Below are 25,803 nucleotides of genomic sequence, written 5' to 3'. Positions count from 1 at the left end.
ACATTCACGCCATGTCGAACGACGCCACCGCCACCCCCGCACCGGAACGCACGCCCACGGCCGCCAGCGCTGCGGTGCCGATCCGTTCCATTGGCCGCTCCCACGCGGCGAGCATCCAGGCGCACCTGCTGGCGCTGACGCCCCACGACCGCTACCTCCGCTTCGGATACGCCGCCAACGACGAGCAGATCGCCCGCTACGTGGACAAGCTCAACTTCGGGCGCGACGAACTGTTCGGCATCTTCAACCGCAAGCTGGAACTGATCGCCATGGCGCACCTGGCCTACTCGATCGACCCGAGCTGCGCCAGCTGCGCGGAGTTCGGTGTGTCGGTGTCGAAGTCGGCTCGCGGCCGGGGCTATGGCCGCCGCCTGTTCGAGCGGGCCGTGATGCACGCGCGCAATGAAGGCGTGAGCCAGCTGTTCATCCACGCGTTGTCCGAAAACACTGCCATGCTGCGCATCGCGCGCAAGGCGGGCGCGTCGATCGAGCGCGAAGGTCCCGAGGCCGAGGCGCACCTGCGCCTGCCGCCGGCCGATTTCGACTCCCGCGTCACCGAGCTCATCGATGAGCAGCTGGCCCTGACCAACTACCAGCTCAAGGCCCAGGCCAAGAACTTCTGGGACGCGCTGGCGCTGCTGCAGGAAATCCGGCAGGGCGTGCGCGATTCGCGCGACCGGATGAAGTGACTCCCCTGCGCCGCTGACGCGGCGTCTGGCCGGTGTCACGGCCTTGCGGTATCCTTTGCCGCTGTTTCAACCACCCCCTCTCCCCAGTGGCCGACAACCCCCCCAGTACGGGGCCGCAGCGCAGCCTGCGGCATGAAGACAAACGTGGATTCCTGCAGAAGCTCGCGGAATTCATCCACCCCGGGCCCGACTCCAAGGACGAGCTGATCGAGACGCTCGCCGAGGCCGAGGACAACGACATCATCAACGCCGAATCGCGCGTCATGCTCGAAGGCGTGATCCGCATCGCCGACATGAGCGCGGGCGACGTGATGGTGGCGGCACCGCGCATGGACGTGCTCGACATCGACGCACCGTTCGACGAGCTGCTGCACCTGGTCATCGGCACCGCGCACTCGCGCTTCCCGGTCTACGAGGGCGAGCGCGAGAACATCATCGGCATCCTGCTGGCCAAGGACCTGCTCAAGCTGCAGCGGGCGCCCGAGCTCAACATCCGCGCCCTGCTGCGCCCGGCCACCTTCGTGCCCGAGAGCAAGGGGCTCAACGACCTGCTGCGCGAATTCCGCGGCAACCGCAACCACCTGGCCATCGTCATCGACGAGTTCGGCCGCGTGGCCGGACTCATCACCATCGAGGACGTGCTCGAGGAGATCGTCGGCGAGATCGAGGACGAGTTTGATGTGGCCGAAGATGACGGCGACATCTTCGCCCTGGCCGACGGCACCTGGCGGGTCAGCGGTGACACCGCCATCGAACGCATCAACGAGTCCTTTGGCCTCAAGCTGGCCGAGGACGGCTTCGACACCATCGGCGGCCTGATCGCCCACACCATGGGCCACGTGCCCAAGCGCGGCGAGATGCACGAGCTCGACAGCCTGCGCTTTGTCGTGCTGCACACCAAGGGCGGTGCGGTGAAGTGGTTCAAGGTGATGCCCGTGCCCACCGGCGCCTGACCCCCCGGCCCATGCGCAGCCTGTTCGGCAACCTGCACACGCCCTCCAGTCTGTCCCCGTTGACGGGCCTGCCGCCCGGCCGCCCGGCGCGGGGCTCGGGTGTGTTCTGGTTCCTGGTCTGTGTGCTGGGTGGTGCCCTGCAGGCCGCCTCGCTCGCCTGGCCGTGGCCGGCCTGGGCGCCGCCCGGTGTCGTGGCCGGGGCGCCTTCGGGCTGGCTGCAGATCGTCTCGCTGGCCCTGCTGGTGTTTGCGCTGCGCCACGCCCACCGCAACGGCCAAGGCTTCTGGCGCGGCTGGGTGTTCGCCTGGGTCTGGCTGGCCGGCAGCCTCTGGTGGCTGTATGTCTCGATGCACACCTACGGCGGCCTCGCCTCGTGGATGGCGGTGCTCGCCGTGGCGGCGCTGTCCGGCGCGCTGGCCCTGTTCTACGGGCTGGCGGCGTGGGCGCTGTGCGCCTGGGCGCCGCGGCCCCGCTGGCTGCAGGCGCTGCTGTTTGCTGCGCTCTGGACCCTGGCCGAGCTGGTGCGTGGCCGCTGGCTCACCGGTCTGCCCTGGGGGGCCGGCGGTTATGCGCAGGCGGACCTGATGGCCGCCTGGGCGCCCTGGGTCGGGGTCTACGGCATGGGGCTGATCGCGGCGCTGCTGGCCTACGCGCTGGCACTGCTGGTGCCTGCGGTGTGGGGTGGGCTGCTGCGGCGGCTGTTTCCCAACGTGCGCCGGATCGGCGGTCGTCTGCAGGCGCCGGTGCGTCACTGGACCACGACCCTGGGCCAGGTGGCAGCGGGCGCCGTCGCCCTGGCCTTGTTGCTGAGTGTGGTGCTGGGTGAGCGCTGGCGCGACGCCGGCCTGCGCGGAACGGGCGACGCGGGGCCGCTGCGCGTCTGGCTGCTGCAGGGCAACATCCCGCAGAACGAGAAGTTCGAGACCGGTACCGGTGTCGCCACGGCGCTGACCTGGTACCCGGCGCAGATCGTCGATGCCGCACGCGCGAAACTGGCCGGCGCCGGCCCGGACCTGGTGGTGGCACCCGAGACGGCCGTCCCGGTGCTGCCGCAGCAGCTGGGGCCGGAGTTCTGGGAGCCGCTGTTCGGCGTGATCGAGTCGTCGGCCCCGGTGGGGTCGCCGGGCCTGGGCGTGATGGTCGGCATTCCGCTGGGGTCCATGGAGTCGGGCTACACCAACTCGGCCTGGGGGCTGTCGGCCGACATGCTCAAGGGCCGCGACGGGGGCTTCCCGGGTGAGCGCTTCTACCGCTACAGCAAGCACCACCTGGTGCCCTTCGGCGAGTTCATTCCGCCGCTGTTCCGCTGGTTCACCGACCTCATGCACATCCCGCTGGGCGACTTCGCGCGCGGCGAGCTGGCGCAGCCGGGCTGGAACTGGGCGGGCCAGCGCGTGGCACCCAACATCTGCTACGAGGACCTGTTCGGCGAGGAGCTGGCGGCCTCGTTCGCCGACCCGGCTGTGGCACCCACGGTGCTGGTCAACCTGAGCAACATCGGCTGGTTCGGCGACACCGTGGCGATCGACCAGCACCTGCAGATCTCGCGCCTGCGGGCGATGGAGCTGGGCCGCCCCATGCTGCGCGCCACCAACACCGGCGCCACCGCCGCCATCGACCACCGTGGCGTGGTGACGCAGCGCCTGCCGCGCCTGGTGCGCGACCGGCTGGAGGTTTCGGTGCAGGGGCGCACGGGCCTCACACCCTACGCCGCCTGGGCCTCGCGCTGGGGGCAGGGGCCGGTCTGGGGACTGTGCCTGGCGGTGGTGGCGCTGGCGCTGCTGGTGCGCCGCCTGGGGACGCGCCGGCCGGTGCGCGCGGGCGGCGGCGACGCGCAGGCCGGCCCGTAAAATCCAGGGTTTTGCGCGGCCCGCCGTTGGGGCGGCCGCCGCGCCACACACCGCATCACCTTGCCGACCGGCCCGTCGTCGGCACCCGACCATGTTGACCTTCCAGCAAATCATCCTGACCCTGCAGTCCTACTGGGACAAGCAAGGCTGCGCCCTGCTCCAGCCCTACGACATGGAGGTCGGCGCCGGCACCAGCCACACCGCCACCTTCCTGCGCGCCATCGGCCCCGAGCCCTGGAAGGCCGCCTACGTGCAGCCCAGCCGCCGCCCCAAGGACGGCCGCTATGGCGAGAACCCCAACCGCCTGCAGCACTACTACCAGTACCAGGTGGTGCTCAAGCCCGCGCCGGCCAACATCCTGGAGCTCTACCTGGGCTCGCTCGAAGCCCTGGGTTTCGACCTGAAGAAGAACGACATCCGCTTTGTCGAGGACGACTGGGAGAACCCGACGCTCGGCGCCTGGGGCCTGGGCTGGGAGGTGTGGCTCAACGGCATGGAGGTCACGCAGTTCACCTACTTCCAGCAGGTCGGCGGCATCGACTGCAAGCCCGCCACCGGCGAAATCACCTACGGCCTGGAGCGCCTGGCCATGTACCTGCAGGGTGTGGACAACGTCTACAACCTGAAGTGGACCGAGACCATGAGCTATGGCGACGTCTACCTGCAGAACGAGAAAGAGCAGTCGGCCTACAACTTCGAGCACAGCGACGCCGACTTCCTGTTCACCGCCTTCAACGCGCACGAGAAGCAGGCCAGGCACCTGATGGAGCAGCAACTGGCGCTGCCCGCCTACGAACAGGTGCTCAAGTGCGCGCACAGCTTCAACCTGCTGGACGCGCGCGGCGCCATCAGCGTGACCGAGCGCGCCGCCTACATCGGCCGCATCCGCAACCTCGCGCGCAGCGTGGCGCAGAGCTACTACGAGAGCCGCGAGCGCCTGGGCTTCCCCATGGCACCGCGCGAGTGGGTGGCGCAGATCGAAAAGAAAGCCGCCTGAGCCGGAGCAACAAGAATGACAACGAAGAACCTCCTCGTCGAACTGTTTGTGGAAGAGCTGCCGCCCAAGGCGCTCAAGAAGCTGGGTGATGCTTTCGCCGGCGTGCTGGCCGACCAACTCAAGGCCCAGGGCCTGACCGCCGCCGACGCGGTGGTCACGCCGTTCGCCTCGCCGCGCCGACTGGCCGCGCACGTGACCGGCGTCGCCGCCAAAGCGGCCGACAAGGCCGTGTCGCAGAAGCTGATGCCGGTCAGCGTCGGCCTGGACGCCAGCGGTGCGCCCACGCCCGCCCTGCTCAAGCGGCTGGCTGGTCTGGGGGCTGATGCCTCCGCCGTGGCCGGCCTCAAGCGCGCACCCGATGGCAAGGCCGAAGCCCTGTTCTTCGACAGCGTGCAGCCCGGCGTCGAGCTCGCCGAGGGCCTGCAGAAGGCGCTCCACGAGGCCATCGCCAAGCTGCCGATTCCCAAGGTCATGAGCTACCAGCTCGAAACGGATTGCGAACTGCCCGGCTGGTCCAGCGTGAACTTCGTGCGCCCGGCGCACGGTCTGGTGGCGCTGCACGGCGCCGACGTGGTGCCGGTCAAGGCCCTGGGCCTGACGGCGGGCAACAGCACGCACGGCCACCGCTTTGAAGCAGCCATCGATCCGGTGCCGCTGGCCGATGCCGACGCCTACGCCGCGACGTTGGCCAGGGACGGCGCGGTGATCGCCTCGTTCGCCGAGCGCAAGGCCGAAATCAAGAAACAGCTGGCCGCTGCGGCCGCCAAGGTCGGCGGCGGATGCCAGCCGATCGACGACGACGCGCTGCTGGACGAAGTGACGGCGCTGGTCGAGCGCCCGAACGTGCTGACCTGCTCGTTCGAGAAGGAGTTCCTCGACGTGCCACAGGAGTGCCTGATCCTCACGATGAAGGCCAACCAGAAGTACTTCCCGCTGCTGGACGCGCAGGGCAAGCTGACCAACCAGTTCCTGGTGGTCAGCAACATCCGCCCCGACGACGCCAGCGCGGTGATCGGCGGCAACGAGCGCGTGGTGCGCCCGCGCCTGGCCGACGCCAAGTTCTTCTTCGACCAGGACCGCAAGAAGACACTGGAGAGCCGCGTGCCGGCCCTGGCCAAGGTGGTCTACCACAACAAGCTGGGCACGCAGGGCGAGCGCATGGAGCGTGTCTGTGCCATCGCCGAAACCATCGGCCTGAAGCTGGGTGGCCCCGAACTGGCGGCGCGCTCGCTGCTGGCCGCGCGCCTGGCCAAGACCGACCTCGTGACCGACATGGTGGGCGAGTTCCCCGAGCTGCAGGGCATCATGGGTGGCTACTACGCGCGCCACGATGGCCTGAGCGACGACATTGCCTTTGCCATCGAAGACCACTACCGCCCGCGCTTCGCCGGTGACGAGCTGCCGCGCAACCAGACCGGCGTGGTGGTGGCGCTGGCCGACAAGCTGGAAACCCTGGTCGGCATGTTCGGCATCGGCAACCTGCCGACCGGCGACAAGGACCCGTTCGCGCTGCGCCGCCATGCGCTGGGTGTGATCCGCATGCTGGTCGAGAAGGACCTGCCGCTGGAGCTGACCGCGCTGCTGTCGGCGGCGGTGCCGGCCTTCGGCGACAAGATCGGCGACGCCACCCCAGCCCTGGCCGACTTCATCTACGACCGACTCGCCGGTGGCCTGCGTGAGCAGGGCGCCAGCGCCCAGGAAGTCGACGCCGTGCTGGCCTTGCGCCCGCAGCGCCTGGCCGACGTGGCTCAGCGCCTGCAGGCGGTGCGCGCCTTCGCCGCGCTGCCCGAGGCACCTGCGCTGGCCGCGGCCAACAAGCGCATCGGCAACATCCTCAAGAAGTCCGAAGGCGAGGGCGCTGCGGTCAACCCGGCGCTGTTCGTGGAGCCCGCTGAAAAAGACCTTTACGCCGCCATGCAGGCCACCGTGCCCGCCGCCAACGCCAAGTTCGACGCGGGCGACCACACCGCCAGTCTGCAGGCGCTGGCCGCACTGCGCACGCCGGTGGACGCCTTCTTCGACGGTGTGATGGTCAATGCCGACGATGCGGCGCTCAAGGCCAACCGCCTGGGGCTGCTGAAGTCGCTGCACGAGGCCATGAACCGCGTCGCCGATCTGTCCCGACTTGCCGCGTAACCCGTACGATCTGGCCGTCCCGGAACACCGAAGGAAGCTCGCATGAAACTGCTGATCCTCGACCGCGACGGCACGCTCAACCGCAGCCGCGACGACCACGTGGCCTCGCCCGACGAGTGGGAGGCGCTGCCTGGCGCGCTTGAAGCCGTGGCGCGGCTGAACCAGGGGGGCTGGCGCGTCGTGCTGGCGACCAACCAGTCGGGCATTGGTCGCGGCCTGTTCGACATGGCTTCGCTCAACGCCATCCACGCCAAGATGCACCGCGCGCTGGCCGCGGTGGGGGCGCGGGTCGAGGCGATCTTCTTCTGCCCCCACGCGCCCGAAGACGCCTGCCACTGCCGCAAGCCCGAGCCCGGCCTGTTCGAGCAGGTGGCGGAGCGCTTCGGCATCCCACCCGCCGAGGTGCCGGTGGCGGGCAACGCGCTGCGCCACGTGCAAGCCGGGGCAGCGGCGGGCTGTCCGACCCACTTGCTGATGACCGGCCAGTCGGGGCATCTGCGCCGGGAAGCCGGTGTGCCCGACTCGGCGCTGGTGCCGGGGCTGCCCTCCGGCACCCTGCTGCACGACGACCTGGGTGCCTTTGCCGACTGGCTGCTGGCGCAGCCGGTGGCCACTTCATGACTTTGGTTGCTACATGATCCTGATCAATTTTCTGCGCTCGGTGCTGCACATGCTGTTCATGGTGGTGACCGTGGTGCCGTGGGCGCTGGCGGTGGTCATCGCGGCCCCGTTTCTCAACAGCACGCAGATCTACTGGATGTGCGCGCGCTGGCTCAAGCTGGCGGTCGATGGGGGCACGGTGATCCTGGGCATCCGCAACAAGGTCATCGGCTACGAAAACCTGCCCGTGGGCACGACGGCGCCGGCGGTGCTGCTGGTCAAGCACCAGTCGCTGTGGGAGACCTTCAGCATGGCGGCCCTGATGCCGCACCCGCTGGCCTTCGTGTTCAAGAAGGAGCTGCTGAAGGTGCCCTTCTTCGGCTGGGCCATGGCGCGCATGGACATGATCCACATCGACCGCGCCGACGGCGCACGCGCCTTTGTCAAGGTGGTGCAGCAAGGCCAGCGCCTGCTGGACCAGGGCACCTGGGTGATCATGTTCCCCGAGGGCACCCGCATCGCCCGTGGCGAAAAAGGGGTCTACAAGACCGGTGGCACGCGGCTGGCGATCCGCACCGGTGCGCCGGTGATCCCGATCGCCGTGACCTCGGCCAAGTGCTGGCCGCGCAAGGCCTTCATCAAGAAGCCGGGCACCGTGGAGTTCTCGATCGGCAAGCCGATCCCCAGCCAGGGCCGCGAGGCCGACGAGCTGATGCTGGAAGTGGAAAACTGGATCGAGGCGGAGATGCACCGTCTCGACCCTGAAGCCTACGCCAAGGGCTGATACGGGACATGCAGCGCTTCGTCCAGCTGGCGCTTGATTTCCTGACCGGACCCGATCCGGTGGTCCCGCCGCCGCAAACGATGGCACCGTCGCCGCGCGACGACGCGTCGCCGGCCGAGCCCATGTCGTCGGTGTTCCAGCCCGGGACCTGGCAGCACCCGCGCGCCAACCGCCGCGTGCGGCTCGCCGGTTGCGAGGTGGGCTACGAATTCAAGCGCGGCAAGCGCCGCACCATCGGCCTGTCGGTCGGGCCGGAGGGGCTGAGCGTGCGGGCGCCGCGCTGGACCACGGTCGGTGAGGTCGAGGCCTTCATCCAGGAAAAATCGGGCTGGGTGCTCGACAAGCTGCGCGCCTCGCGCGAGCGCGCCGGGGCGCTGGAGCGCGCGAGGACGGTCTGGTCCGACGGCGCGGAGTTCGACTTCCTGGGGCAGCGCGTGCGCCTGGTGCTGGACTCGGCCCATGTGTTCGCTTCCGCCGGTGCGGCGCTGGAGCCGGGCGACGGGGACGCCCTGCCGGTGCTGCGCCTGGGGCTGGCCCGCACCGCGACCGAAGTCCAGATCCGGGACGCCGCACAGGCCTGGCTGATGCGGCAGGCGCAGCAGGTGTTCAGCGAAAGCCTGCAGCGTTTTGCGCCGCAGCTGGGTGTGTCGTACAGCAAGCTGCGGCTGTCCAGCGCCGGCACCCGCTGGGGCAGCGCCAGCGCCGACGGCACCATCCGCCTGAACTGGCGGCTGATCCACCTCAAGCCCGAGATGATCGACTACGTGGTGGTGCACGAGCTGAGCCACCTGCGCCACATGGACCACAGCCCCCAGTTCTGGGACGTGGTGGCCAGCGTGATGCCCGACCACCTGGACCGTCGCCAGGCGCTCAGGCGCGTGGCGGTGCCGCTGGGCGACTGAGCGCCCGGCTCAGGCGTCAGCGCCCGGGCGGCTGCGGAACAGCGCGGCCACCACGTCGGACTGCGTGATCATGCCGACCACCCGCTGTGCGCCATCGACCACCGGCATGTGGTGCAGGCCGCCGTCGGAGAACAGGCCGGCCAGGTCGCCGATGGGCTGTTCCGGCCGCGCCGATCGCACCTCGCGGGTCATGATCTCCTCGACATAGCGGGCGGTGCTCATGACCGGCTGGCGGCGCGGGTCGGGCGCGCTGTGGCCGATGAAGAAGTCGTGCAGCGAGACGATGCCGCACAGCGTGCCGTCCGCCTCGACCACCGGCAGTGCCTTGATCTTGTGGTACGCCAGCCGGGCCCAGGCCTCGTCCACCGAGTCGCGCGGGCCGATGTGCACCACGTCGCGGGACATGATGTCGCGGCACCGCACCTCGCCCCACTGGCGCTGGCTTGCGAGCAGCTGGGCCTGCACCAGGATGTCTTCCAGGTCCTCCGGCCGGATGTCCAGCAGCTCGCCCTGGCTGGCCAGCGCGCGGGTCAGGTCGTCGTGGGTGAAGCCCAGCCGGCGGCTGGGCAGCGGGTCGCGGGTGTGGTGGGAGGGGCCCGGGGCTGGGTGAGGATGGCGCCGGTGCGTGAAGTGGTTGAACAGCAGGGCCGCCAGCATCAGCAGGCCCGAGTTGAGTGCCACCGGCGAAAGCGCGAACTGGTAGCCCAGGTGCGTCACCGCCTGCCCGCCCAGCACGGCCGTCACTGCCACCGCGCCGCCCGGCGGGTGCAGGCAGCGCAGCGCGAACATGGCCGCGATGGCCAGCGCCCCCGCCGCGCTGGCGGCCAGCCCCGTGTGACCGAGCAGCAGGGCGCAGCTCACGCCCACCAGAGCGGAGACGGTGTTGCCGCCGAGGATGGACCAGGGCTGTGCCAGCGGGCTGGCGGGCACCGCGAACAGCAGCACGGCCGAGGCCCCCATGGGGGCGAGAAACCAGGGATCGGTGGTGCCCAGGGTGTGCAGGCTGAGCCATTCGGTGACGCACAGGCCCAGGCCAGCCCCCAGGCAGCCCAGCAGCATCTCGCGTCGGCCAACAGTCAGCGGAGCAGGGACAAGGGATCGGAGCCGGGACAGGATGGGGTGCACGGGACGGTTCTCTTGACTGGGGGCGTCATTGTAGGAACCGGGCCCGGCGCAGCGGGCATGCCCCGTTCAATCCCTTGGCTGGAAGCGGTGTACGCCATCGTCGCCGGTGCGGCGTTGCAGCCCTCCCTGGAACCAGAGCCGGTGCAGGTGGGCCACCGATTCGCCCAGCGCAAAGGTGCTCTGGTGCAGGTCCAGCGGCCGGGGGAACAGCACCGGGATCATCTCCCAGGCGCTGTGCGGGCGTTCGGTGCAGGCGGCCATCACCTCGGCCAGCCGCTCGTCGTGGTGCTCCTGCAGCTGCCGGATGCGCTCGTGCAGACCGGTGAAGGGTTTGCCGTGCGAGGGCAGCACCAGCGTGTCGTGGGGCAGGGGCAGGTAGCGCTGCAGCGAGTCGAGGAACAGCGCCAGCGGGTCGCTCTCGGGTTCGACGTCGTAGACGCTCACGTTGGTGCTGATGCGCGGCAGCACCATGTCGCCGCTGATCAGCACGCCGAGCGCCTCGCAATGCAGCGCCATGTGTTCGGGCGCGTGGCCGTAGCCGGCGATGCAGCGCCAGCCGTGACCGCCGATGTCCACCACCTGCCCGTCCATCAGGCGCCGGAACTGCGCGGGCACGCCGGGCACCAGGCCGGGGTAGTAGCCGGCGCGGGCGCGGATCTTCTCCAGGGCGTCGGCGTCGAGCAGGCCGTTGGCGCGAAAGAAGGCGGCGGCGCCGTCGCCGCCGAAGCCGGTGGTGCTGCGCGAGCCGATGCGGGCCATGTGGTAGTCCATGCCGCTGATCCACAAACGGCAGTCGTGCTCGGCGGTGCTCCAGCGCTCGCACAGCCACTGCGCCAGCCCGATGTGGTCCGGGTGCATGTGGGTGACGATCACGCGCAGCACCGGCAGGCCGTCGAGCTCGTGCTCGAAGATCTGCTCCCACTGCGCCTTCGCCTCGTCGCGTGCGATGCAGGTGTCCACCACCGTCCAGCCCTCGCGGCCGTCCAGCCGGTCGCGCAGCAGCCAGAGGTTGATGTGGTCCAGCGCAAAGGGCAGGGTCATGCGGACCCACTTCACGCCGGGCGCCACGCCGATGGCGCCGCCGGACGGGGGCAGGGCATCGCCCAGCGGGTAGTGCAGACGGGCTTCGAGCGCGTCCCTGGAGGGTGGGGTCACGGGTGTTTCCTGAAAAGCTTCCGTTAAACTGACGTTGACGTAAACGTCAAGATGCGACGCATTCTAGGGAGCGATCCCCGTCGCCGCTGTCCGAAAGCCGACACCCCCTGTGAGCACCATGGCGACCAACCCGACCTATTCCATCAGCGACCTCGCGCGCGAGTTCGATCTGACCACGCGCGCCATCCGCTTTTACGAGGACATGGGGTTGATCCAGCCGCAGCGCGAAGGGCCGGGTGGGCGCAACCGCGTGTACAGCTCGCGCGACCGCACGCGGCTGAAGCTCACGCTGCGCGCCAAGCGCCTGGGGCTCTCGCTCACCGAGGCCAAGGACATCATCGACATGTACGACAGCCCGCGCGACACCGGGCCGCAGCTGCGCAAATTCCTCACCGTGCTGGCCGACCACAAGCGCCAGCTCGAAGAGCAACTGGCCGACCTGATGGCCAACCTCGACGAGGTCAAGGTGCACGAGAAGGAAGCCCGCGCGCTGCTGGCCAAGGTGGAGAAGGCCGACAAGGCCTAGACTCGGCGGCTTCTTCTGCTGCCGGAGTCGCTCCATGAGCCTTGTCGCCACGATCATCATCGCCCTGCTGGCGCTGATCCATGTCTACATCCTGGTGCTGGAGATGTTCCTCTGGGACACGCCCAAGGGCCGCAAGGCCTTTGGTCTGACGCCGGAGTTCTCGGCCGCGAGCAAGGTGCTGGCGGCCAACCAGGGCCTGTACAACGGCTTTCTGGCCGCCGGCCTGTTCTGGGGGCTGTGGCTGGGCGACGAGGGTTTCGGCGTGAAGGTCTTCTTCCTCGCCTGCATCCTGGTGGCCGGCCTGTACGGCGCCGCCACCTCCAGCCGCAAGATCCTGTTCGTCCAGGCCGTGCCGGCGGCGCTGGGCCTGCTGGCGCTCTGGTTCAGCCGCTGAGGGCGGACACCTGCGGGGCTGCCGCAGCGCCGTCGGCGTACTGCGCCAGGAACTCGGCGCTCGGCGGTATGGGCTGGATCACGTCGATCAACACCCCGTTGGGGTCGCGCACGATGAAGTGGCGCTGCCCGAAGGCCTCGTCCCGCAAGCTCAGTTGCACATCAAGGCCCTCGGACTGCACGCGGGCGTACTCGGCATCGACATCGGCCACCTCGAAGTTCAGCAGCAGCCCGCCGGCCCGGCCGCCCCGCGCGCCCGCCGGGATGCTGCCGTGGTCGCCGTCGAGGATGGCGAGATTGACTGCGGGGTCGTCGGTCGACTGCAGGTGCACGTACCAGTCGCTGCTGAACTGGCGCGCAAAACGGAAATGCCGTTCATAGAACTGCGCCGTCGGTTCGACGCGATCGGTCATGAGGACGGGGTAGTACTGGGTGATCTTCATGGCGGTGCTCCGGTTGAATACATACAATCTGCATGTATCTTCAATTTAACATACAGGCTGCATGTATGCAAAGAACTGCCGTTGCCGTTCGTCGCTCGCAGGTCGAGCGCACCGATGCCACCCGTGCGGCCCTGATGGCGGCGGCGCGCGAACTGTTCCTGGGCCGCGGCTACGCCGCCACGGGCACGCCGGAGATCGTGGCCGCCGCCGGACTCACCCGGGGGGCGCTGTACCACCACTTTGCCGACAAGACGGCGCTGTTCCTCGCGGTCGCCGAGCGCCTGGCGCAGGAGGTCGCCGACGATGTGGCCCGAGGTTCGGCCCACCACGACCGCCCTGTCGACGCGCTGCTGGCGGGGGCGGAGGCCTACTTCTCCTCGATGGGTCAACCGGGCCGCGCCCGGCTGCTCTTACTGGAAGCGCCCTCCGTGCTGTCGCCTGCGCAGCTGATGGCGCTGAGCGAGCGGGCCGGCTCGCAGGCACTGAAGGAGGGCCTGGCCCAACTGCTCGGCCCGGCCCGTGAACCGGTGCCGCTGCACGAGCTGACCGTGCTGCTCTCCGCCGCCTTCGACCGCGCGGCGTTGGCCATGGCTCAGGGTGAGGCCCCCGGCCCGTACCGCGAGGCATTCCGGCGGCTCTTCACCGGCCTGGCCCGGGGCTGATCGACGGTCCAAAAACGGTTGTCCCGCCCACACGGGTCCCTGCGGGCTTGCCGCCTTCCGGTGGTGTCGGTCATAATTGACGTTTACGTAAACGTAAATCAAAACCATGAGCGAGACAACACCCGACCACGAAGCCCTGCGCCAGCGCGTGCAGACCAGTCTGGACCGCCAGGGCATGATGCGGCAGCTGGGCGTCCGGCTGCTGGCCGTGGCGCCGGGCATGGTGACGCTGGCCCTGCCGTACTCCGACCGCGTGACGCAGCAGCAGGGCGGTTTCCACGGCGGCGCCATGGGCGCGCTGGCCGACATCGCCGGTGGCTATGCCGCGCTGACCGTGGCGCCCGAGGGCATGGAAGTCACCACCGTTGAATACAAGATCAACTTCCTCGCGGCCTTCCAGGGCGGCGAGCTGCAGGCCACCGGCCGCGTCGTGCGCGGCGGCAAACGCATCATCGTCACCACCGCCGAGGTGGTGCACGTGGCCCCCGACGGTCAGCGGACCGACTGTGCCGTGATGCAGCAGACCCTGGTGCCGGTGCCCAAGACCTACTGACCCCTCAACGCATTCAACGCCCCACGGAGACCCCCATGACCAACCTGCCCGGCCTCAACTTCCAGCTCGGTGAAGACATCGACGCCCTGCGCGACGCGGTGCGCGACTTCGCGCAGGCCGAGATTGCCCCGCGTGCCGCCGAGATCGACCGCAGCGACCAGTTCCCCATGGACTGCTGGCGCAAGATGGGCGAGCTGGGCGTGCTGGGCATCACCGTGCCCGAGCAGTACGGTGGCGCCAACATGGGCTACCTGGCCCACATGGTGGCCATGGAAGAAATCAGCCGCGCCAGCGCCTCGGTGGGCCTGTCCTACGGCGCGCACAGCAACCTGTGCGTGAACCAGATCAACCGCAACGGCAGCGACGCGCAGAAGGCCAAGTACCTGCCCAAGCTGATCAGCGGCGAACACGTGGGTGCGCTGGCCATGAGCGAGCCGGGCGCCGGCTCGGACGTGATCAGCATGAAGCTCAAGGCCGAGGACAAGGGCGGCTACTACCTGCTCAACGGCAGCAAGATGTGGATCACCAACGGCCCCGACGCCGACACGCTGGTGGTCTACGCCAAGACCGAGCCCGAGATGGGCGCGCGCGGTGTGACCGCCTTCCTGATCGAGAAGGGCATGAAGGGCTTTTCCATCGCGCAGAAGCTCGACAAGCTGGGCATGCGCGGCAGCCACACCGGCGAGCTGGTGTTCCAGGACGTCGAGGTGCCAGCCGAGAACATCCTGGGTGGCCTGAACATGGGCGCCAAGGTGCTGATGAGCGGCCTGGACTACGAGCGCGCCGTGCTGACCGGCGGGCCGCTGGGCATCATGCAGGCGGTCATGGACAACGTGATCCCCTACATCCACGACCGCAAGCAGTTTGGCCAGAGCATCGGCGAGTTCCAGCTGATCCAGGGCAAGGTGGCCGACATGTACACCGTGCTGCAGGCTGCGCGCAGCTTCGCCTACACGGTCGCCAAGAACCTCGACCTGCTGGGCACCGAGCACGTGCGCCAGGTGCGCAAGGACTGCGCCTCGGTCATCCTCTGGACCGCCGAGAAGGCGACCTGGATGGCCGGCGAGGGCGTGCAGATCTACGGCGGCAACGGCTACATCAACGAGTACCCGCTGGGTCGCCTGTGGCGCGACGCCAAGCTGTACGAGATCGGCGCCGGCACGTCGGAGATCCGCCGCATGCTGATCGGGCGTGAGCTGTTCGCCGAGACCATGTGAATGTGGCCCCACGCTTTGCCGCTGCGCGTGTCGCCTAGGTAACATCGCCGCATGAGCACATCCATCCAGACCCTCATCGAGAACAACCGCCGCTGGGCTGCCCAGACCGAACTGGAGCGCCCCGGCTATTTCCAGAAGCTGGCGCAGCAGCAAAACCCCAAGTACCTGTGGATCGGTTGTTCCGACAGCCGCGTGCCGGCCAACCAGATCACGGGTCTGGAGCCGGGCGAGGTCTTCGTGCACCGCAACGTGGCCAACGTGGTGGTGCATTCGGACCTGAACGCGCTGTCGGTGATCCAGTTCGCGGTCGAGTTCCTGAAGGTCGAGCACATCCTGGTCGTGGGCCACTACGGCTGCGGCGGCGTGCTGGCCACGCTCAAGGGTGCACGCGTGGGCCTGGCCGACAACTGGCTGCGCCATGTGCACGACGTGAAGATGCGCCACCGCAAGCGCCTGGACCATCTGCCCATGGCGGTGCAGGAAGACGTGCTGTGCGAGATGAACGTGATCGAGCAGGTCGGCAACGTGGCGCTGACCAACGTGCTGCAGGACGCCTGGGCGCGCGGCCAGAACGTGTCGGTGCACGGCTGGTGCTATGGCCTCAAGGACGGGCTGGTCAAGGACCTGGGCGTGAGCATGAGCCACCGCGACGAGGTCATGCCCATCTTCCGCTCGGCGCTCAAGCGATACCCGCGCGCCGAGACCTGAGGCACCCGCAGGCCATGTTCCCCCAGCGGCTGGATTCGACCGTGGCCTATGACATCGCGAAAGCGATGATGGACGGGTTCAACCGCCACTACCGCCTGTTCCGCGCCGAATCCGCCCGCGCCAAGCACCGCTTCGAGTCGCGCGACTGGCCAGCCCAGCAACGCGCCCAGCGCGAGCGCATCGAGTTCTACGACCTGCGCGTGCGCGAGTGTCTGCAGCGCCTGGTCAAGGAGTTCAAGGCCGACCAGCAGCCCATGGCGGTGTGGGAGCAGGTCAAGCTGCATTACATCGGGCTGCTGGTGAACCACCACCAGCCCGAGCTGGCAGAGACCTTCTTCAACTCGGTCACCACCAAGATCCTCAAGCGGGCCTACTTCCAGAACGACTTCATCTTCGTGCGGCCGGCGGTGTCCACCGAGTACATCGAGAACGACGAACCCAGGGCGCTGCCGACCTACCGCAGCTACTACCCGACGCACGAGACCATGCGCGCCGAGGTGCGCCGCATGGTCGAGGACTTCGACCTGCGCGTGCCCTTTGACGACCTGGGGCGCGACGCCGGACTGGTGCTCGAAGCCATGCGCCAGCGCTTCGATCACCACAAGCTGCGCGCCAACTTCCAGATCCAGGCGCTGTCCGGGCTGTTCTACCGGAACAAGGGCGCCTACGTGGTCGGCAAGATCATCAACGGCTTCCAGGAAGTGCCGTTCGCACTGCCCATCCTGCACAACGAGAACGGCCGCCTGGTGATCGACGCCGCGCTGTTCGGCGAGGACGACCTGCTGATGCTGTTCAGCTTCGCGCGGGCCTACTTCATGGTCGACATGGAGGTGCCCAGCGCCTACGTGCAGTTCCTGCGCAGCCTGATGCCACGCAAGCCGCGCGCCGAGTTCTACAACGCACTCGGCCTGGCCAAGCAGGGCAAGACCCTGTTCTACCGCGACTTCCTGGCGCACATGCGCCACAGCACCGACAAGTTCCGCATCGCGCCCGGCATCAAGGGCATGGTCATGCTGGTGTTCGACCTGCCGAGCTTCCCCTTCGTGTTCAAGCTCATCAAGGACTTCTACCCCGCGCCCAAGGACACCACGCGCGAACAGATCCGCGGCAAGTACCTGCTGGTGAAACAGCACGACCGCGTGGGCCGCATGGCCGACACGCTGGAGTTCTCCGAGGTGGGGTTTCCGCGTGCCCGCTTCACCGACGAGCTGATCGCCGAGATCCAGAAATTCGCGCCCAGCCAGCTGGAGATCAGCGACCGCGACGGCGACGGCACCACCGAGGTCATCCTCAAGCACTGCTACATCGAGCGGCGCATGATCCCGCTGAACATCTATTTGCAGGAAGCCTTCGACACCCTGCAGACGCCCGATGTGGACGACACATCGCTGCGGCGCGCGCGCGGACAGATCACCAAAGCCGTGGTCGAGTACGGCAACGCCATCAAGGATTTGGTGGCGGCCAACATCTTCCCGGGCGACATGCTGTGGAAGAACTTTGGCATCACGCGCCACGGCAAGGTGGTGTTCTACGACTACGACGAGATCGAATACATCACCGACTGCAATTTCCGCCGCGTGCCGCCACCGCGCAACGAAGAGGACGAGATGTCCGGCGAGGTCTGGTATTCGGTCGGACCGCACGACGTGTTCCCCGAGACCTTCGCACCGTTCCTGCTGGGCAACCCGATGGTGCGCGAAGACTTCATGAAGCACCACGCCGACCTGCTGGACGCCGCCTTCTGGCAGGCGCACAAGGAACGCATCGCCGCCGGACATGTGTACGACGTGTTTCCCTACGAACGTGCCCGGCGCTTTCGCGCGCAGGCGCACAAAGAACTTCTAGACTGACTTTTCAAAGGAGATTCCCATGAGCCACACCACCGATCCCGTTGTCATCGTCGGCGCCGCCCGCACCCCCATGGGCTCGTTCCAGAGCGACTTCGCCAGCCTCTCCGCCCACGACCTGGGCGGCGTCGCCATCAAGGCCGCCGTCGAACGCAGCGGTGTGAAGGCCGAGCTGGTCGACGAGGTGCTGTTCGGCAACTGCCTGATGGCCGGCCAGGGCCAGGCGCCCGCGCGGCAGGCCGCGCTCAAGGGCGGCCTGCCTCTGTCGGCCGGCGCCGTCACGCTGTCCAAGATGTGCGGCTCGGGCATGAAGGCGACCATGCTGGCGCACGACATGCTGCTGGCCGGCAGCGCCACCGTGATGGTCGCGGGCGGCATGGAAAGCATGACCAACGCGCCCTACCTGATGCTCAAGGGCCGCGGCGGCTACCGCATGGGCCACGACAAGATCTACGACCACATGATGCTCGACGGTCTGGAAGACGCCTACGAACCCGGTCGCAGCATGGGCACCTTCGGCGAAGACTGTGCCGCCAAGTACAGCTTCACGCGCGAGCAGCAGGACGCCTTCGCCATCGCCTCGGTGACGCGCGCCAAGGCCGCCACCGAGAGCAGCGCTTTCGCCAAGGAAATCGCCCCCGTGACGGTCAAGGACCGCAGCGGCGAGCGGATGGTGTCGGTCGACGAAGGCCCGGGCAAGGTCAAGCTCGACAAGATTCCTTCGCTCAAGCCCGCGTTCAAGAAGGACGGCACCATCACCGCCGCCTCGTCGTCGTCCATCAACGACGGCGCCGCGGCCCTGGTGCTGATGCGTCAGTCCACCGCCCAGGCCCAGGGGCTGAAGCCGCTGGCGCGCATCGTGGCGCACGCCACCCACGCACAGGAACCCAACTGGTTCGCCACCGCACCCGTGGGCGCGACGCAGAAGCTGCTGGCCAAGACCGGCTGGAGCGTGGGCGACGTGGACCTGTGGGAAATCAACGAAGCCTTCGCCGTCGTGCCGATGGCGCTGATGACCGAACTGGCGATCCCGCACGAGAAGGTGAACGTCAACGGCGGCGCCTGCGCACTGGGTCACCCCATCGGCGCTTCCGGCGCGCGCATTCTCGTCACGCTGCTGCACGCCTTGCAGGCGCGTGGCGGCAAGAAGGGCGTCGCCACGCTGTGCATCGGCGGCGGTGAAGCCACCGCCATGGCCGTTGAACTGATCTGATGGCCACCATCCTCGTCGTCGGCGCCTCGCGAGGCATCGGCCTCGAATTCGTGCGCCAGTACCGCGCGGCCGGTGACCGCGTGATCGCCACGGCGCGCGACGATGAGGGCCTGGCGCGCCTGCGCGGTCTGGGCGCCGAGCCGCTGCGTGTGGACGTGGCCGACCCCACCAGCGTGAGCGGCCTGTCGTGGCAGCTCGATGGCGAGGAGATCGACGTGGCGCTGTACGTGGCCGGCGTCATCGACCGCGGCAACGCCACTTCGCCGCCCACGCAGCAGGCCTTCGACCACCTCATGCACACCAATGTGCTGGGCCTGATGCAGGTGCTGCCGCAGGTCATGCCCATGGTGGAGGCGGCGGGCGGCGTGTTCGGCGCGCTGTCCAGCCGCATGGCGCAGATCGGTCCGGTGAGCGGCAGCGGCGCCTGGCTCTACCGCGTGAGCAAGGCGGCGCTGAACATGGCGGTGAGCAGCGCGCGCTTCGACTACCCCAAGGCGACCCTGGTGGCACTGGACCCGGGCTGGGTGCAGACCGACATGGGCGGCGGTGCGGCGCCGCTGAGCGCCGAGGCCAGCGTGCGCGGCCTGCGCACCGTGCTGGCCAGCCTGACGCCGGACGACAACGGACAACTCATCCATCACGACGGCCGCCGCGCCAGCTCGTGGTGAACCGACACACACAAAGAGACAAGACATGCTGCTGACCCAAGACCAGGAAATGATCCGCGACGCCGTGCGCAGCTTTGCGCAGGAAGAGCTGTGGCCCAACGCCGCGCGGTGGGACAAGGAACACCACTTCCCGAAAGACGTGCACCAGGGCCTGGCCGAACTCGGCGCCTACGGCATCTGTGTGCCCGAGGAACTGGGCGGCGCGGGGCTGGACTACCTGACACTCGCGCTGGTGCTGGAAGAGATCGCGGCCGGCGACGGCGGCACCAGCACCGCCATCAGCGTGACCAACTGCCCCTACAACGCCATCCTGATGAAGTACGGCACGCCCGCGCAGCAGCAGCAGTGGCTGGTGCCCGCGGCGCGCGGCGACATCCTCGGCGCCTTCTGCCTGACCGAGCCTCACGTGGGGTCGGACGCCTCCGGCCTGCGGACCACGGCGGTGCGCGAGGGCGACGAGTACGTGATCAACGGCGTCAAGCAGTTCATCACCTCGGGCAAGAACGGGCAGGCGGCGGTGGTCATCGCCGTGACCGACAAGGGCGCGGGCAAGAAGGGCATGAGCGCCTTCATGGTGCCGACCGACAACCCGGGCTACGTGGTGGCGCGGCTGGAAGACAAGGTCGGCCAGCACAGCAGCGACACCGCGCAGATCAACTTCGACAACTGCCGCATCCCAGCACAGAACCTGATCGGCCAGGAAGGCGAGGGCTACAAGATCGCCCTGTCGGCCCTGGAAGGCGGGCGCATCGGCATCGCGGCACAGAGCGTGGGCATGGCGCGCAGCGCATTGGACGTGGCCATCGCCTACGCCAAGGAGCGCCAGAGCTTCGGCACGGCCATCTTCAACCACCAGGCTGTGGGTTTCCGGCTCGCCGAGTGCGCCACGAAGCTCGAAGCCGCGCGCCAGCTGATCTGGCACGCCGCCGCCCTGCGCGACGCCGGCCGGCCCTGCCTGAAGGAAGCCGCCATGGCCAAGCTGTTCGCCAGCGAGACCGCCGAACAGGTGTGTTCCGCGGCGATCCAGACCCTGGGCGGCTACGGCTACGTGAACGACTTTCCGGTCGAGCGCATCTGGCGCGACGTGCGCGTCTGCCAGATCTACGAAGGCACAAGCGACGTGCAGAAGATCATCATTCAGCGAGCGCTGTAAGCGCTGGCTACCCCCGGCCCGGGGGTACGATCCAGCCCTATGAAGATCATCATTTTGGGCGCCGGCCGGGTTGGCGAGAGCGTGGCCGAGAGCCTGGTGTCCGAACAGAACGACATCACCGTCATCGACCAGGACCCCGCCCGGTTGCGGCTGCTGGAAGAGAAGCTGGACCTGCGCGGCGTGGTGGGCAACGGCATCCAGCCTTCGGTGCTGGCCGAGGCCGGCGCGCGCGATGCCGACATGGTGATCGCCTGCGCCGCGGCCGACGAGTCCAACCTCGTGGTCTGCAAGGTGGCGCACGACGTGTTCAACGTGCCCACCACCATCGCCCGCCTGCGTTCGCCCGAATTCATCGAGGGCGACGAGCTGCTGGGCAAGGGCGGTTTCGCGGTGGACAACGTGATCTGCCCCGAAGAATCGGTCATGCGCTACATCCACCTGCTCATCAGTTACCCCGAGGCGCTGCAGGTGGTCAAGTTCTCGCAGAACCGCGCGGCCCTGGTGGTGGTGCGCGCGGCGGCCGGTGGCGCGGTGGTGGGCCACACCATCGCCGAGATGCGCAATCGCATTCCTCATGTGGAGATGCGCATCGTCGCGCTCTACCGCCTGGACACCGAGATGGAGGCCACGCCCTCGACCCGCATCCTGCCGGGCGACGAGGTCTTCGTGCTGGCCGACGTGCGCAAGATCCGGCAGGTGCTCGCCGCCATCCACAACATCGACAAGCCGGTTCAGCGCGTGATGATCGCCGGCGGCGGCAAGGTGGGGCTGCGGCTGGCGCGCAGCCTGGTCGGACAGTGCGAGGTCAAGCTCATCGAGAGCGACCGCAAGCGCTGCGAGTACCTGGCCAGCCAGTTGCCTTCGAACATGCTGGTCCTCAACGGGGATGCGGCCGACGAGGACCTGCTGGAGGAAGAAAACGTCGGCGACATGGACATGTTCCTGGCCCTGACCAGCGACGACGAGGACAACATCATGTCGGCCATGCTGGCCAAGCGGCTGGGCGCCAACCGCGTGCTGTCGCTGATCAACCGCCGTGCCTACGCCGACATGATGCAGGGCAGCACCATCGACATCGCGATCTCGCCCTCGCAGACGGTGATCGGCGAGCTGCTGGCGCACCTGCGGCGTGGCGACGTGGCGGCGGTGCACAGCCTGCGCCGCGGTGCGGCCGAGGCGCTCGAAGGCGTGGCGCGCGGCGACATCAAGACCTCGAAGCTGGTGGGCCGCCGGATCGACGAAATCCGGTTGCCGCAGGGCGCCCGCTTCGGCGCCATCGTGCGCGGCGATGGCCGCGACTCCGAGGTGCTGATGCCGCACCACGACACCGTCATCGAGGACGGCGACCACGTGATCATCTTCATTCCCCACAAGCGCCTGGTGCGCGAGGTGGAGAAGCTGTTCCAGGTCGGCGCCACCTTCTTCGGCTGATTCCATGCGCATGCTGTTTCCCGCGCTCAACGTGTTCTCGCGCGTGCTGGTGGCGTTCGCCTTCGCCTTCCTGGTGCCGCTGGCCTGGGCCTGGAGCGAGGACCACGAGCAGTACCGCTACGTCTGGGAGGGTTCGTTCGCGCTGGCCGCCGCCAGCGGCTGGCTGCTCTGGGTCCTGACGCGCAGCCACCGGCGCGAACTGCAGGCGCGCGACGGTTTTCTGCTCGTCAACATGGTCTGGCTGCTGCTGCCCGCTTTCTCGGCGGTGCCGCTGATGTTCACCGTGCCCGACATCAGCTGGAGCAAGGCCTACTTCGAAGCCATGAGCGCACTGACCGCCACCGGTGCCACCGCGCTGTCGGGGCTGGACGCGCTGCCGGTGTCGGTCAATGTCTGGCGCTGCTTCCTGCAGCTCATCGGCGGCCTGGGCATCATGCTGCTGGTGGTGGCGGTGCTGCCCATGCTGGGCCTGGGCGGCATGCAGCTCTACAAGGCCGAGACGCCCGGTCCGATGAAGGACACCAAATTCACCCCGCGCATCGCCGAAACGGCGCGCGGCCTCTGGGGCGTGTACTTCCTGTTCTCGGGCGCATGCCTGCTGGCCTACCGCTGGGCCGGCATGGGCTGGGCCGACGCCTTCATGCACATGTGCACCACCATGGGTCTGGGCGGGTTTTCGTCTTACGACGCGAGCCTGGGCCACTTCGACTCGCTGCGGGTGGAGCTGGTGGCGACCTTCTTCATGGTCATCTCGGGCATCAGCTTCGTGCGCTACTTCGTGGTGCTGCGCACCCGCAGGCTGACCCCGCTGACGCACGACCGCGAGATCCGCACCTACGTGGCGGTGCTGCTGGTGGCCATCCTGCTGGTGGCGCTGCTGCTGATGGTGCACGGCGTGCACACCCGTTTCGAGGACGCGCTGCGCGACAGCGCCTTCCACGTGGTGTCGATGGCCACCACCACCGGCTACGCCACCACCGACTTTTCCCAGTGGCCGGTGTTCGCGCCGGTGCTGCTGATCTTCCTGGGCACCTTCGTCTCGTGCGCCGGCTCCACCGGCGGCGGCATCAAGATGGTCCGCATGATCCTGCTGATCAAGCAGGCGCGGCGCGAGCTGGTGCGCATCATCCACCCGCGGGTGGTCAACCCGGTCACGCTGGGCGGGCAGGTGGTGCCTCTGCCGGTGATGACGTCCGTGCTGGGCTACATGCTGATCTACGGTGCCGCCACCATGGGTCTGACTTTCCTGATGCTGTTCACCGGGCTGGACATCGTCACCGCGTTCAGCGCGGTGGTGGCCACGGTCAACAACATCGGTCCGGGGCTGGGCCAGGTCGGCCCGGCCAGCAACTTCGGCGTGCTGGGCGACCTGCAGCTGAACATGCTGAGCTTTGCGATGGTGCTCGGGCGGCTGGAGCTGCTGTCGTTCCTCGTGCTCTTCACCGGCGCGTTCTGGAGGCGTTGAAACCGGCGCCGCCGGCCTCAACGCGGGCGCTCAGTTCGGTGCGGCGGGGATGGCCAGGCCTTTTTCCACCGCGGGACGGGCCACGAAGGCAGCCAGCACGCGCTGCACCTCGGTGAATTCGCCATAGCCCACCAGGTCGCCCGCCTTGTAGCGCTCGACCAGGTTGCGCACCCAGGGCAGGATGGCGATGTCGGCAACCGTGTACTCGTCGCCCATGATCCAGCTGCGGCCCTTCAGGCGCTGGTTCAGCACGCCCAGCAGGCGCTTCGATTCGCCGGTGTAGCGGTCGCGCGGGCGCTTGTCTTCGTAGTCCTTGCCACCGAAGACGGTGAAGAAGCCCACCTGGCCGAACATCGGGCCGACGCCGCCCATCTGGAACATCAGCCACTGCAGCGTCTCGTAGCGGCGCGCCGGGTCGGCGGGCAGGAACTTGCCTGTCTTCTCGGCCAGGTAGACCAGGATCGCGCCCGACTCCCACAGCGCCAGCGGCTGGCCACCGGGGCCGTTCGGGTCCAGGATCGCCGGGATCTTGTTGTTCGGGTTGAGCGACAGGAACTCGGGTGTGAACTGGTCGTTGGTGTCGAAGCTCACGCGGTGCACCTCGTAGGGCAGGCCACATTCCTCCAGCATGATCGAGACCTTCACGCCGTTGGGCGTGGGCAGGCTGTAGAGCTGCAGGCGGTCGGGGTGCTCTGCGGGCCACTTGCGGGTGACGGGAAAAGCGGACAGGTCGGTCATGTCAATCTCCTTTGCGGCCCGTACCCTAGCAGCTTGGCGCCGGCCCTGCAGGGCGCGCTACGATGGCCTTTTCGCCCACCCACCGGACAGGAGACACCACCATGCCGATCACCAAAGGGTTCCGCGCCCTCGTCGACGAAGCCAACGCGCAGATCACCACCTACAGCGTCGAACAGGTGCGCGCCCGCATGGGCAGCGACCCGACGCTGCAGATCGTCGACATCCGCGACCCGCGCGAGCTGGAGCGCGAAGGCACGGTGCCCGGCTGCGTGCACGCGCCGCGCGGCATGCTGGAGTTCTGGGTCGACCCCGACTCGCCCTATTTCAAGCCGGTGTTCGGCGACGAGGGCAAGGAGTTCGTGCTGTTCTGCGGCGCCGGCTGGCGCAGCGCGCTGGCCACCAAGGCGCTCAAGGACATGGGCATGACCAACGTGGCGCACATCGACGGCGGCTTCACCGCCTGGGTGAAGGCGGGCGCGCCCACGGAAACACTGGAAGCGCACAAGGCGGCCAGCAAGGCGGCGCGCGGATGAGCGTTGGCACCGCATGCCCCTGTGGCCGCACCGATGCGCGCGGCCGCGCGACGGCCTACGAAGCATGCTGCGGCCGCTACCTCGACCACGACACCCCTGCGCCCGACGCCGAGTGCCTGATGCGCTCGCGCTACAGCGCCTTCGTGCTCGGCCGGGTGGGCTATCTGGAAGCCAGCTGGCACGCCAGCACCCGGCCCGCCGGGCTCACGCTGGAGCCGGGGCAGAAATGGCTGGGGCTGGAGGTGAAGCGGCACCGCGTGATCGATGCCGAGCACGCCGAGGTCGAGTTCGTCGCCCGTTCGCGCCTGGGCGGGCGCGGCGTGCGCCTGCACGAAACCAGCCGCTTCGTGCGCGAGGGCGGGCGCTGGTACTACGTTGACGGAGACATGCATTGATGGAACGGTTTGACGCGGTCCTGTTCGACTGCGATGGCGTGCTGGTGGACAGCGAGCCCATCACCAACGGCGTGCTGCGCCAGATGCTCAACGAGGCGGGCTGGGCGCTCACACCCGCCGAGTGCGAACACCATTTCATCGGCCGCGCGGTGCGCGACCAGCGCGCGCTCATCGAAGCCGAGACTGGAAAGCCGCTCACCGAAGAGTGGATGCGCGCCTTCTACGCGCGCCGCAATGAGCGCCTGGTGGCCGAGTTGCAGGCCGTCGCCGGCGCGCTGGACGCGGTCATCGCCGCGCACGGCCACACGGCGGGCCGCATCGCCTGCGCTTCGGGTGCCGACCGGCCCAAGGTGGTGATGCAGATCGGCATGGCCGGCATGGCGCCGTACTTCGGGGAGCGCATCTTCAGCGGCCACGACCTGCCGCGCTCCAAGCCGCACCCCGACGTCTACCTCGCCGCGGCCGCGCACCTGGGCGTGGACCCCGCGCGCTGCCTGGTGATCGAAGACACCGCCACCGGCGCGCAGGCGGGCCTCGCCGCGGGCGCCACCGTCTGGGGCTACTGCCCGCACGGCGACGGCCGCGCCTTCGGCGGCCTGCCGGTGGCTCGGGTGATGCAGCACATGGGCGAACTGGTGCAGCACCTCGCCCCGCTGCGGTAAAAACA

At 68.5% G+C, this 25,803-nt stretch carries 27 protein-coding genes; 23 read left to right on the top strand and 4 right to left on the bottom strand.

Annotation, left to right across the window (positions count from 1 at the left end; all coding sequences use genetic code 11):
• Positions 1-11: 11 nt before the first annotated feature.
• The 8 genes from HPS01S_RS10940 to HPS01S_RS10905 all read left to right on the top strand — a co-directional run bounded on the left by HPS01S_RS10940 (position 12) and on the right by HPS01S_RS10905 (position 8,911).
• Positions 12-689 carry a GNAT family N-acetyltransferase gene (locus tag HPS01S_RS10940; RefSeq protein WP_066155373.1) on the top strand — a complete coding sequence of 226 codons (678 nt, stop codon included), beginning with the start codon at positions 12-14 and terminating at the stop codon, positions 687-689.
• Positions 690-775: 86 nt separating this feature from the next.
• Entirely contained in the window at positions 776-1,642 is an 867-nt protein-coding gene (locus HPS01S_RS10935; protein ID WP_084397271.1) for a CorC family transporter, read from the top strand.
• Between the two features lie 11 nt (positions 1,643-1,653).
• Complete coding sequence (gene lnt / locus HPS01S_RS10930) at positions 1,654-3,492, top strand: apolipoprotein N-acyltransferase (protein WP_084397269.1); 1,839 nt, start codon at positions 1,654-1,656, stop codon at positions 3,490-3,492.
• A gap of 91 nt (positions 3,493-3,583) precedes the next feature.
• A complete protein-coding gene (gene glyQ / locus HPS01S_RS10925; RefSeq protein ID WP_066155370.1) occupies positions 3,584-4,489 on the top strand; it encodes a glycine--tRNA ligase subunit alpha in 906 nt (301 codons plus the stop codon).
• A gap of 15 nt (positions 4,490-4,504) precedes the next feature.
• Entirely contained in the window at positions 4,505-6,625 is a 2,121-nt protein-coding gene (gene glyS / locus HPS01S_RS10920) for a glycine--tRNA ligase subunit beta (protein WP_066155365.1), read from the top strand.
• Positions 6,626-6,667: 42 nt separating this feature from the next.
• Positions 6,668-7,246, top strand: coding sequence for a D-glycero-beta-D-manno-heptose 1,7-bisphosphate 7-phosphatase (gene gmhB / locus HPS01S_RS10915; RefSeq protein WP_066155362.1), 579 nt, complete (start codon positions 6,668-6,670; stop codon positions 7,244-7,246).
• A 13-nt stretch (positions 7,247-7,259) separates the two neighbouring features.
• Positions 7,260-8,009, top strand: a complete 750-nt coding sequence (locus tag HPS01S_RS10910; RefSeq protein ID WP_084397267.1) for a lysophospholipid acyltransferase family protein — start codon at positions 7,260-7,262, stop codon at positions 8,007-8,009.
• Between the two features lie 8 nt (positions 8,010-8,017).
• A complete protein-coding gene (locus HPS01S_RS10905) occupies positions 8,018-8,911 on the top strand; it encodes a M48 family metallopeptidase (protein ID WP_066155359.1) in 894 nt (297 codons plus the stop codon).
• 9 nt (positions 8,912-8,920) lie between these two features.
• Here HPS01S_RS10905 and HPS01S_RS10900 read toward each other — a convergent pair whose 3' ends face one another.
• Positions 8,921-10,036, bottom strand: coding sequence for an HPP family protein (locus HPS01S_RS10900; RefSeq protein WP_307173716.1), 1,116 nt, complete (start codon positions 10,034-10,036; stop codon positions 8,921-8,923).
• A 66-nt stretch (positions 10,037-10,102) separates the two neighbouring features.
• Positions 10,103-11,191: an MBL fold metallo-hydrolase gene (locus tag HPS01S_RS10895; protein ID WP_066155354.1), complete on the bottom strand. Its 1,089-nt coding sequence runs from the start codon at positions 11,189-11,191 to the stop codon at positions 10,103-10,105.
• Positions 11,192-11,309: 118 nt separating this feature from the next.
• On the opposite strand from HPS01S_RS10895, the gene HPS01S_RS10890 reads away from it, so the two are divergent.
• Both HPS01S_RS10890 and HPS01S_RS10885 read left to right on the top strand, forming a co-directional pair.
• Positions 11,310-11,717: a MerR family transcriptional regulator gene (locus HPS01S_RS10890; RefSeq protein ID WP_066155351.1), complete on the top strand. Its 408-nt coding sequence runs from the start codon at positions 11,310-11,312 to the stop codon at positions 11,715-11,717.
• Positions 11,718-11,751: 34 nt separating this feature from the next.
• Positions 11,752-12,111: a DUF1304 domain-containing protein gene (locus HPS01S_RS10885; RefSeq protein WP_066155348.1), complete on the top strand. Its 360-nt coding sequence runs from the start codon at positions 11,752-11,754 to the stop codon at positions 12,109-12,111.
• Here HPS01S_RS10885 and HPS01S_RS10880 read toward each other — a convergent pair.
• Entirely contained in the window at positions 12,101-12,553 is a 453-nt protein-coding gene (locus HPS01S_RS10880; RefSeq protein ID WP_066155345.1) for a VOC family protein, read from the bottom strand. The two genes, HPS01S_RS10885 and HPS01S_RS10880, sit on opposite strands and share 11 nt — an antisense overlap.
• Positions 12,554-12,618: 65 nt before the next feature.
• Between HPS01S_RS10880 and HPS01S_RS10875 the strand changes: the two genes are divergently transcribed.
• The 10 genes from HPS01S_RS10875 (at position 12,619) to HPS01S_RS10830 (ending at position 23,470) form a co-directional block, all read left to right on the top strand.
• Complete coding sequence (locus tag HPS01S_RS10875; protein WP_066155343.1) at positions 12,619-13,215, top strand: TetR/AcrR family transcriptional regulator; 597 nt, start codon at positions 12,619-12,621, stop codon at positions 13,213-13,215.
• A gap of 106 nt (positions 13,216-13,321) precedes the next feature.
• Positions 13,322-13,768, top strand: coding sequence for a PaaI family thioesterase (locus HPS01S_RS10870; protein ID WP_066155340.1), 447 nt, complete (start codon positions 13,322-13,324; stop codon positions 13,766-13,768).
• Positions 13,769-13,803: 35 nt separating this feature from the next.
• A complete protein-coding gene (locus HPS01S_RS10865; protein ID WP_066155337.1) occupies positions 13,804-14,985 on the top strand; it encodes an isovaleryl-CoA dehydrogenase in 1,182 nt (393 codons plus the stop codon).
• A gap of 51 nt (positions 14,986-15,036) precedes the next feature.
• Positions 15,037-15,693: a carbonate dehydratase gene (gene can / locus HPS01S_RS10860; protein ID WP_066155334.1), complete on the top strand. Its 657-nt coding sequence runs from the start codon at positions 15,037-15,039 to the stop codon at positions 15,691-15,693.
• 14 nt (positions 15,694-15,707) lie between these two features.
• Positions 15,708-17,543, top strand: coding sequence for a bifunctional isocitrate dehydrogenase kinase/phosphatase (gene aceK / locus HPS01S_RS10855; RefSeq protein ID WP_066155330.1), 1,836 nt, complete (start codon positions 15,708-15,710; stop codon positions 17,541-17,543).
• A 19-nt stretch (positions 17,544-17,562) separates the two neighbouring features.
• Positions 17,563-18,753 (top strand): acetyl-CoA C-acyltransferase, encoded by a 1,191-nt coding sequence (locus tag HPS01S_RS10850; protein WP_066155328.1) that lies wholly within the window; start codon positions 17,563-17,565, stop codon positions 18,751-18,753.
• The gene (locus HPS01S_RS10845) at positions 18,753-19,421 is read left to right on the top strand and encodes an SDR family oxidoreductase (RefSeq protein ID WP_066155325.1); all 669 of its coding nucleotides are present in this window, start codon (positions 18,753-18,755) and stop codon (positions 19,419-19,421) included. Before HPS01S_RS10850 ends, HPS01S_RS10845 begins: the two co-directional genes overlap by 1 nt.
• 25 nt (positions 19,422-19,446) lie before the next feature.
• Complete coding sequence (locus HPS01S_RS10840) at positions 19,447-20,574, top strand: acyl-CoA dehydrogenase family protein (protein WP_066155323.1); 1,128 nt, start codon at positions 19,447-19,449, stop codon at positions 20,572-20,574.
• A 39-nt stretch (positions 20,575-20,613) separates the two neighbouring features.
• Positions 20,614-22,005: a Trk system potassium transporter TrkA gene (trkA, locus tag HPS01S_RS10835; RefSeq protein WP_066155320.1), complete on the top strand. Its 1,392-nt coding sequence runs from the start codon at positions 20,614-20,616 to the stop codon at positions 22,003-22,005.
• 4 nt (positions 22,006-22,009) lie between these two features.
• Positions 22,010-23,470 (top strand): TrkH family potassium uptake protein, encoded by a 1,461-nt coding sequence (locus tag HPS01S_RS10830; protein ID WP_066155317.1) that lies wholly within the window; start codon positions 22,010-22,012, stop codon positions 23,468-23,470.
• A 30-nt stretch (positions 23,471-23,500) separates the two neighbouring features.
• Here the strand turns inward: HPS01S_RS10830 and HPS01S_RS10825 are convergent, their stop codons facing one another.
• Positions 23,501-24,208: a glutathione S-transferase N-terminal domain-containing protein gene (locus tag HPS01S_RS10825; RefSeq protein WP_066155314.1), complete on the bottom strand. Its 708-nt coding sequence runs from the start codon at positions 24,206-24,208 to the stop codon at positions 23,501-23,503.
• 101 nt (positions 24,209-24,309) lie between these two features.
• On the opposite strand from HPS01S_RS10825, the gene HPS01S_RS10820 reads away from it, so the two are divergent.
• Genes HPS01S_RS10820 through HPS01S_RS10810 form a run of 3 tightly spaced genes read left to right on the top strand, consistent with a single transcriptional unit; the run spans position 24,310 to position 25,798 of the window.
• Complete coding sequence (locus HPS01S_RS10820) at positions 24,310-24,741, top strand: rhodanese-like domain-containing protein (protein WP_066155311.1); 432 nt, start codon at positions 24,310-24,312, stop codon at positions 24,739-24,741.
• A complete protein-coding gene (locus HPS01S_RS10815) occupies positions 24,738-25,136 on the top strand; it encodes a YchJ family protein (protein ID WP_066155308.1) in 399 nt (132 codons plus the stop codon). Before HPS01S_RS10820 ends, HPS01S_RS10815 begins: the two co-directional genes overlap by 4 nt.
• Positions 25,136-25,798 (top strand): HAD family hydrolase, encoded by a 663-nt coding sequence (locus HPS01S_RS10810; RefSeq protein ID WP_066155306.1) that lies wholly within the window; start codon positions 25,136-25,138, stop codon positions 25,796-25,798. Before HPS01S_RS10815 ends, HPS01S_RS10810 begins: the two co-directional genes overlap by 1 nt.
• The last annotated feature ends 5 nt before the right edge of the window (positions 25,799-25,803 follow it).

Source organism: Hydrogenophaga pseudoflava NBRC 102511, from assembly GCF_001592285.1.
GTDB lineage: Bacteria > Pseudomonadota > Gammaproteobacteria > Burkholderiales > Burkholderiaceae_C > Hydrogenophaga > Hydrogenophaga pseudoflava.
This window is presented reverse-complemented; position numbering and strand designations above follow the sequence as displayed.

Excerpts from the sequence above, each read along its gene's own strand:
- glyQ (WP_066155370.1), top strand. The coding sequence starts at position 3,584 with ATGTTGACCTTCCAGCAAATCATCCTGACCCTGCAGTCCTACTGGGAC.
- HPS01S_RS10890 (WP_066155351.1), top strand. The coding sequence starts at position 11,310 with ATGGCGACCAACCCGACCTATTCCATCAGCGACCTCGCGCGCGAGTTC.
- HPS01S_RS10825 (WP_066155314.1), bottom strand. The coding sequence starts at position 24,208 with ATGACCGACCTGTCCGCTTTTCCCGTCACCCGCAAGTGGCCCGCAGAG.
- HPS01S_RS10810 (WP_066155306.1), top strand. The coding sequence starts at position 25,136 with ATGGAACGGTTTGACGCGGTCCTGTTCGACTGCGATGGCGTGCTGGTG.
- HPS01S_RS10850 (WP_066155328.1), top strand. The coding sequence starts at position 17,563 with ATGAGCCACACCACCGATCCCGTTGTCATCGTCGGCGCCGCCCGCACC.
- glyS (WP_066155365.1), top strand. The coding sequence starts at position 4,505 with ATGACAACGAAGAACCTCCTCGTCGAACTGTTTGTGGAAGAGCTGCCG.
- can (WP_066155334.1), top strand. The coding sequence starts at position 15,037 with ATGAGCACATCCATCCAGACCCTCATCGAGAACAACCGCCGCTGGGCT.
- HPS01S_RS10845 (WP_066155325.1), top strand. The coding sequence starts at position 18,753 with ATGGCCACCATCCTCGTCGTCGGCGCCTCGCGAGGCATCGGCCTCGAA.
- HPS01S_RS10940 (WP_066155373.1), top strand. The coding sequence starts at position 12 with ATGTCGAACGACGCCACCGCCACCCCCGCACCGGAACGCACGCCCACG.
- HPS01S_RS10815 (WP_066155308.1), top strand. The coding sequence starts at position 24,738 with ATGAGCGTTGGCACCGCATGCCCCTGTGGCCGCACCGATGCGCGCGGC.
- HPS01S_RS10885 (WP_066155348.1), top strand. The coding sequence starts at position 11,752 with ATGAGCCTTGTCGCCACGATCATCATCGCCCTGCTGGCGCTGATCCAT.
- HPS01S_RS10820 (WP_066155311.1), top strand. The coding sequence starts at position 24,310 with ATGCCGATCACCAAAGGGTTCCGCGCCCTCGTCGACGAAGCCAACGCG.
- lnt (WP_084397269.1), top strand. The coding sequence starts at position 1,654 with ATGCGCAGCCTGTTCGGCAACCTGCACACGCCCTCCAGTCTGTCCCCG.
- HPS01S_RS10870 (WP_066155340.1), top strand. The coding sequence starts at position 13,322 with ATGAGCGAGACAACACCCGACCACGAAGCCCTGCGCCAGCGCGTGCAG.
- HPS01S_RS10865 (WP_066155337.1), top strand. The coding sequence starts at position 13,804 with ATGACCAACCTGCCCGGCCTCAACTTCCAGCTCGGTGAAGACATCGAC.
- HPS01S_RS10905 (WP_066155359.1), top strand. The coding sequence starts at position 8,018 with ATGCAGCGCTTCGTCCAGCTGGCGCTTGATTTCCTGACCGGACCCGAT.
- HPS01S_RS10880 (WP_066155345.1), bottom strand. The coding sequence starts at position 12,553 with ATGAAGATCACCCAGTACTACCCCGTCCTCATGACCGATCGCGTCGAA.
- trkA (WP_066155320.1), top strand. The coding sequence starts at position 20,614 with ATGAAGATCATCATTTTGGGCGCCGGCCGGGTTGGCGAGAGCGTGGCC.
- gmhB (WP_066155362.1), top strand. The coding sequence starts at position 6,668 with ATGAAACTGCTGATCCTCGACCGCGACGGCACGCTCAACCGCAGCCGC.
- HPS01S_RS10910 (WP_084397267.1), top strand. The coding sequence starts at position 7,260 with ATGATCCTGATCAATTTTCTGCGCTCGGTGCTGCACATGCTGTTCATG.
- HPS01S_RS10875 (WP_066155343.1), top strand. The coding sequence starts at position 12,619 with ATGCAAAGAACTGCCGTTGCCGTTCGTCGCTCGCAGGTCGAGCGCACC.
- HPS01S_RS10840 (WP_066155323.1), top strand. The coding sequence starts at position 19,447 with ATGCTGCTGACCCAAGACCAGGAAATGATCCGCGACGCCGTGCGCAGC.
- HPS01S_RS10830 (WP_066155317.1), top strand. The coding sequence starts at position 22,010 with ATGCGCATGCTGTTTCCCGCGCTCAACGTGTTCTCGCGCGTGCTGGTG.
- aceK (WP_066155330.1), top strand. The coding sequence starts at position 15,708 with ATGTTCCCCCAGCGGCTGGATTCGACCGTGGCCTATGACATCGCGAAA.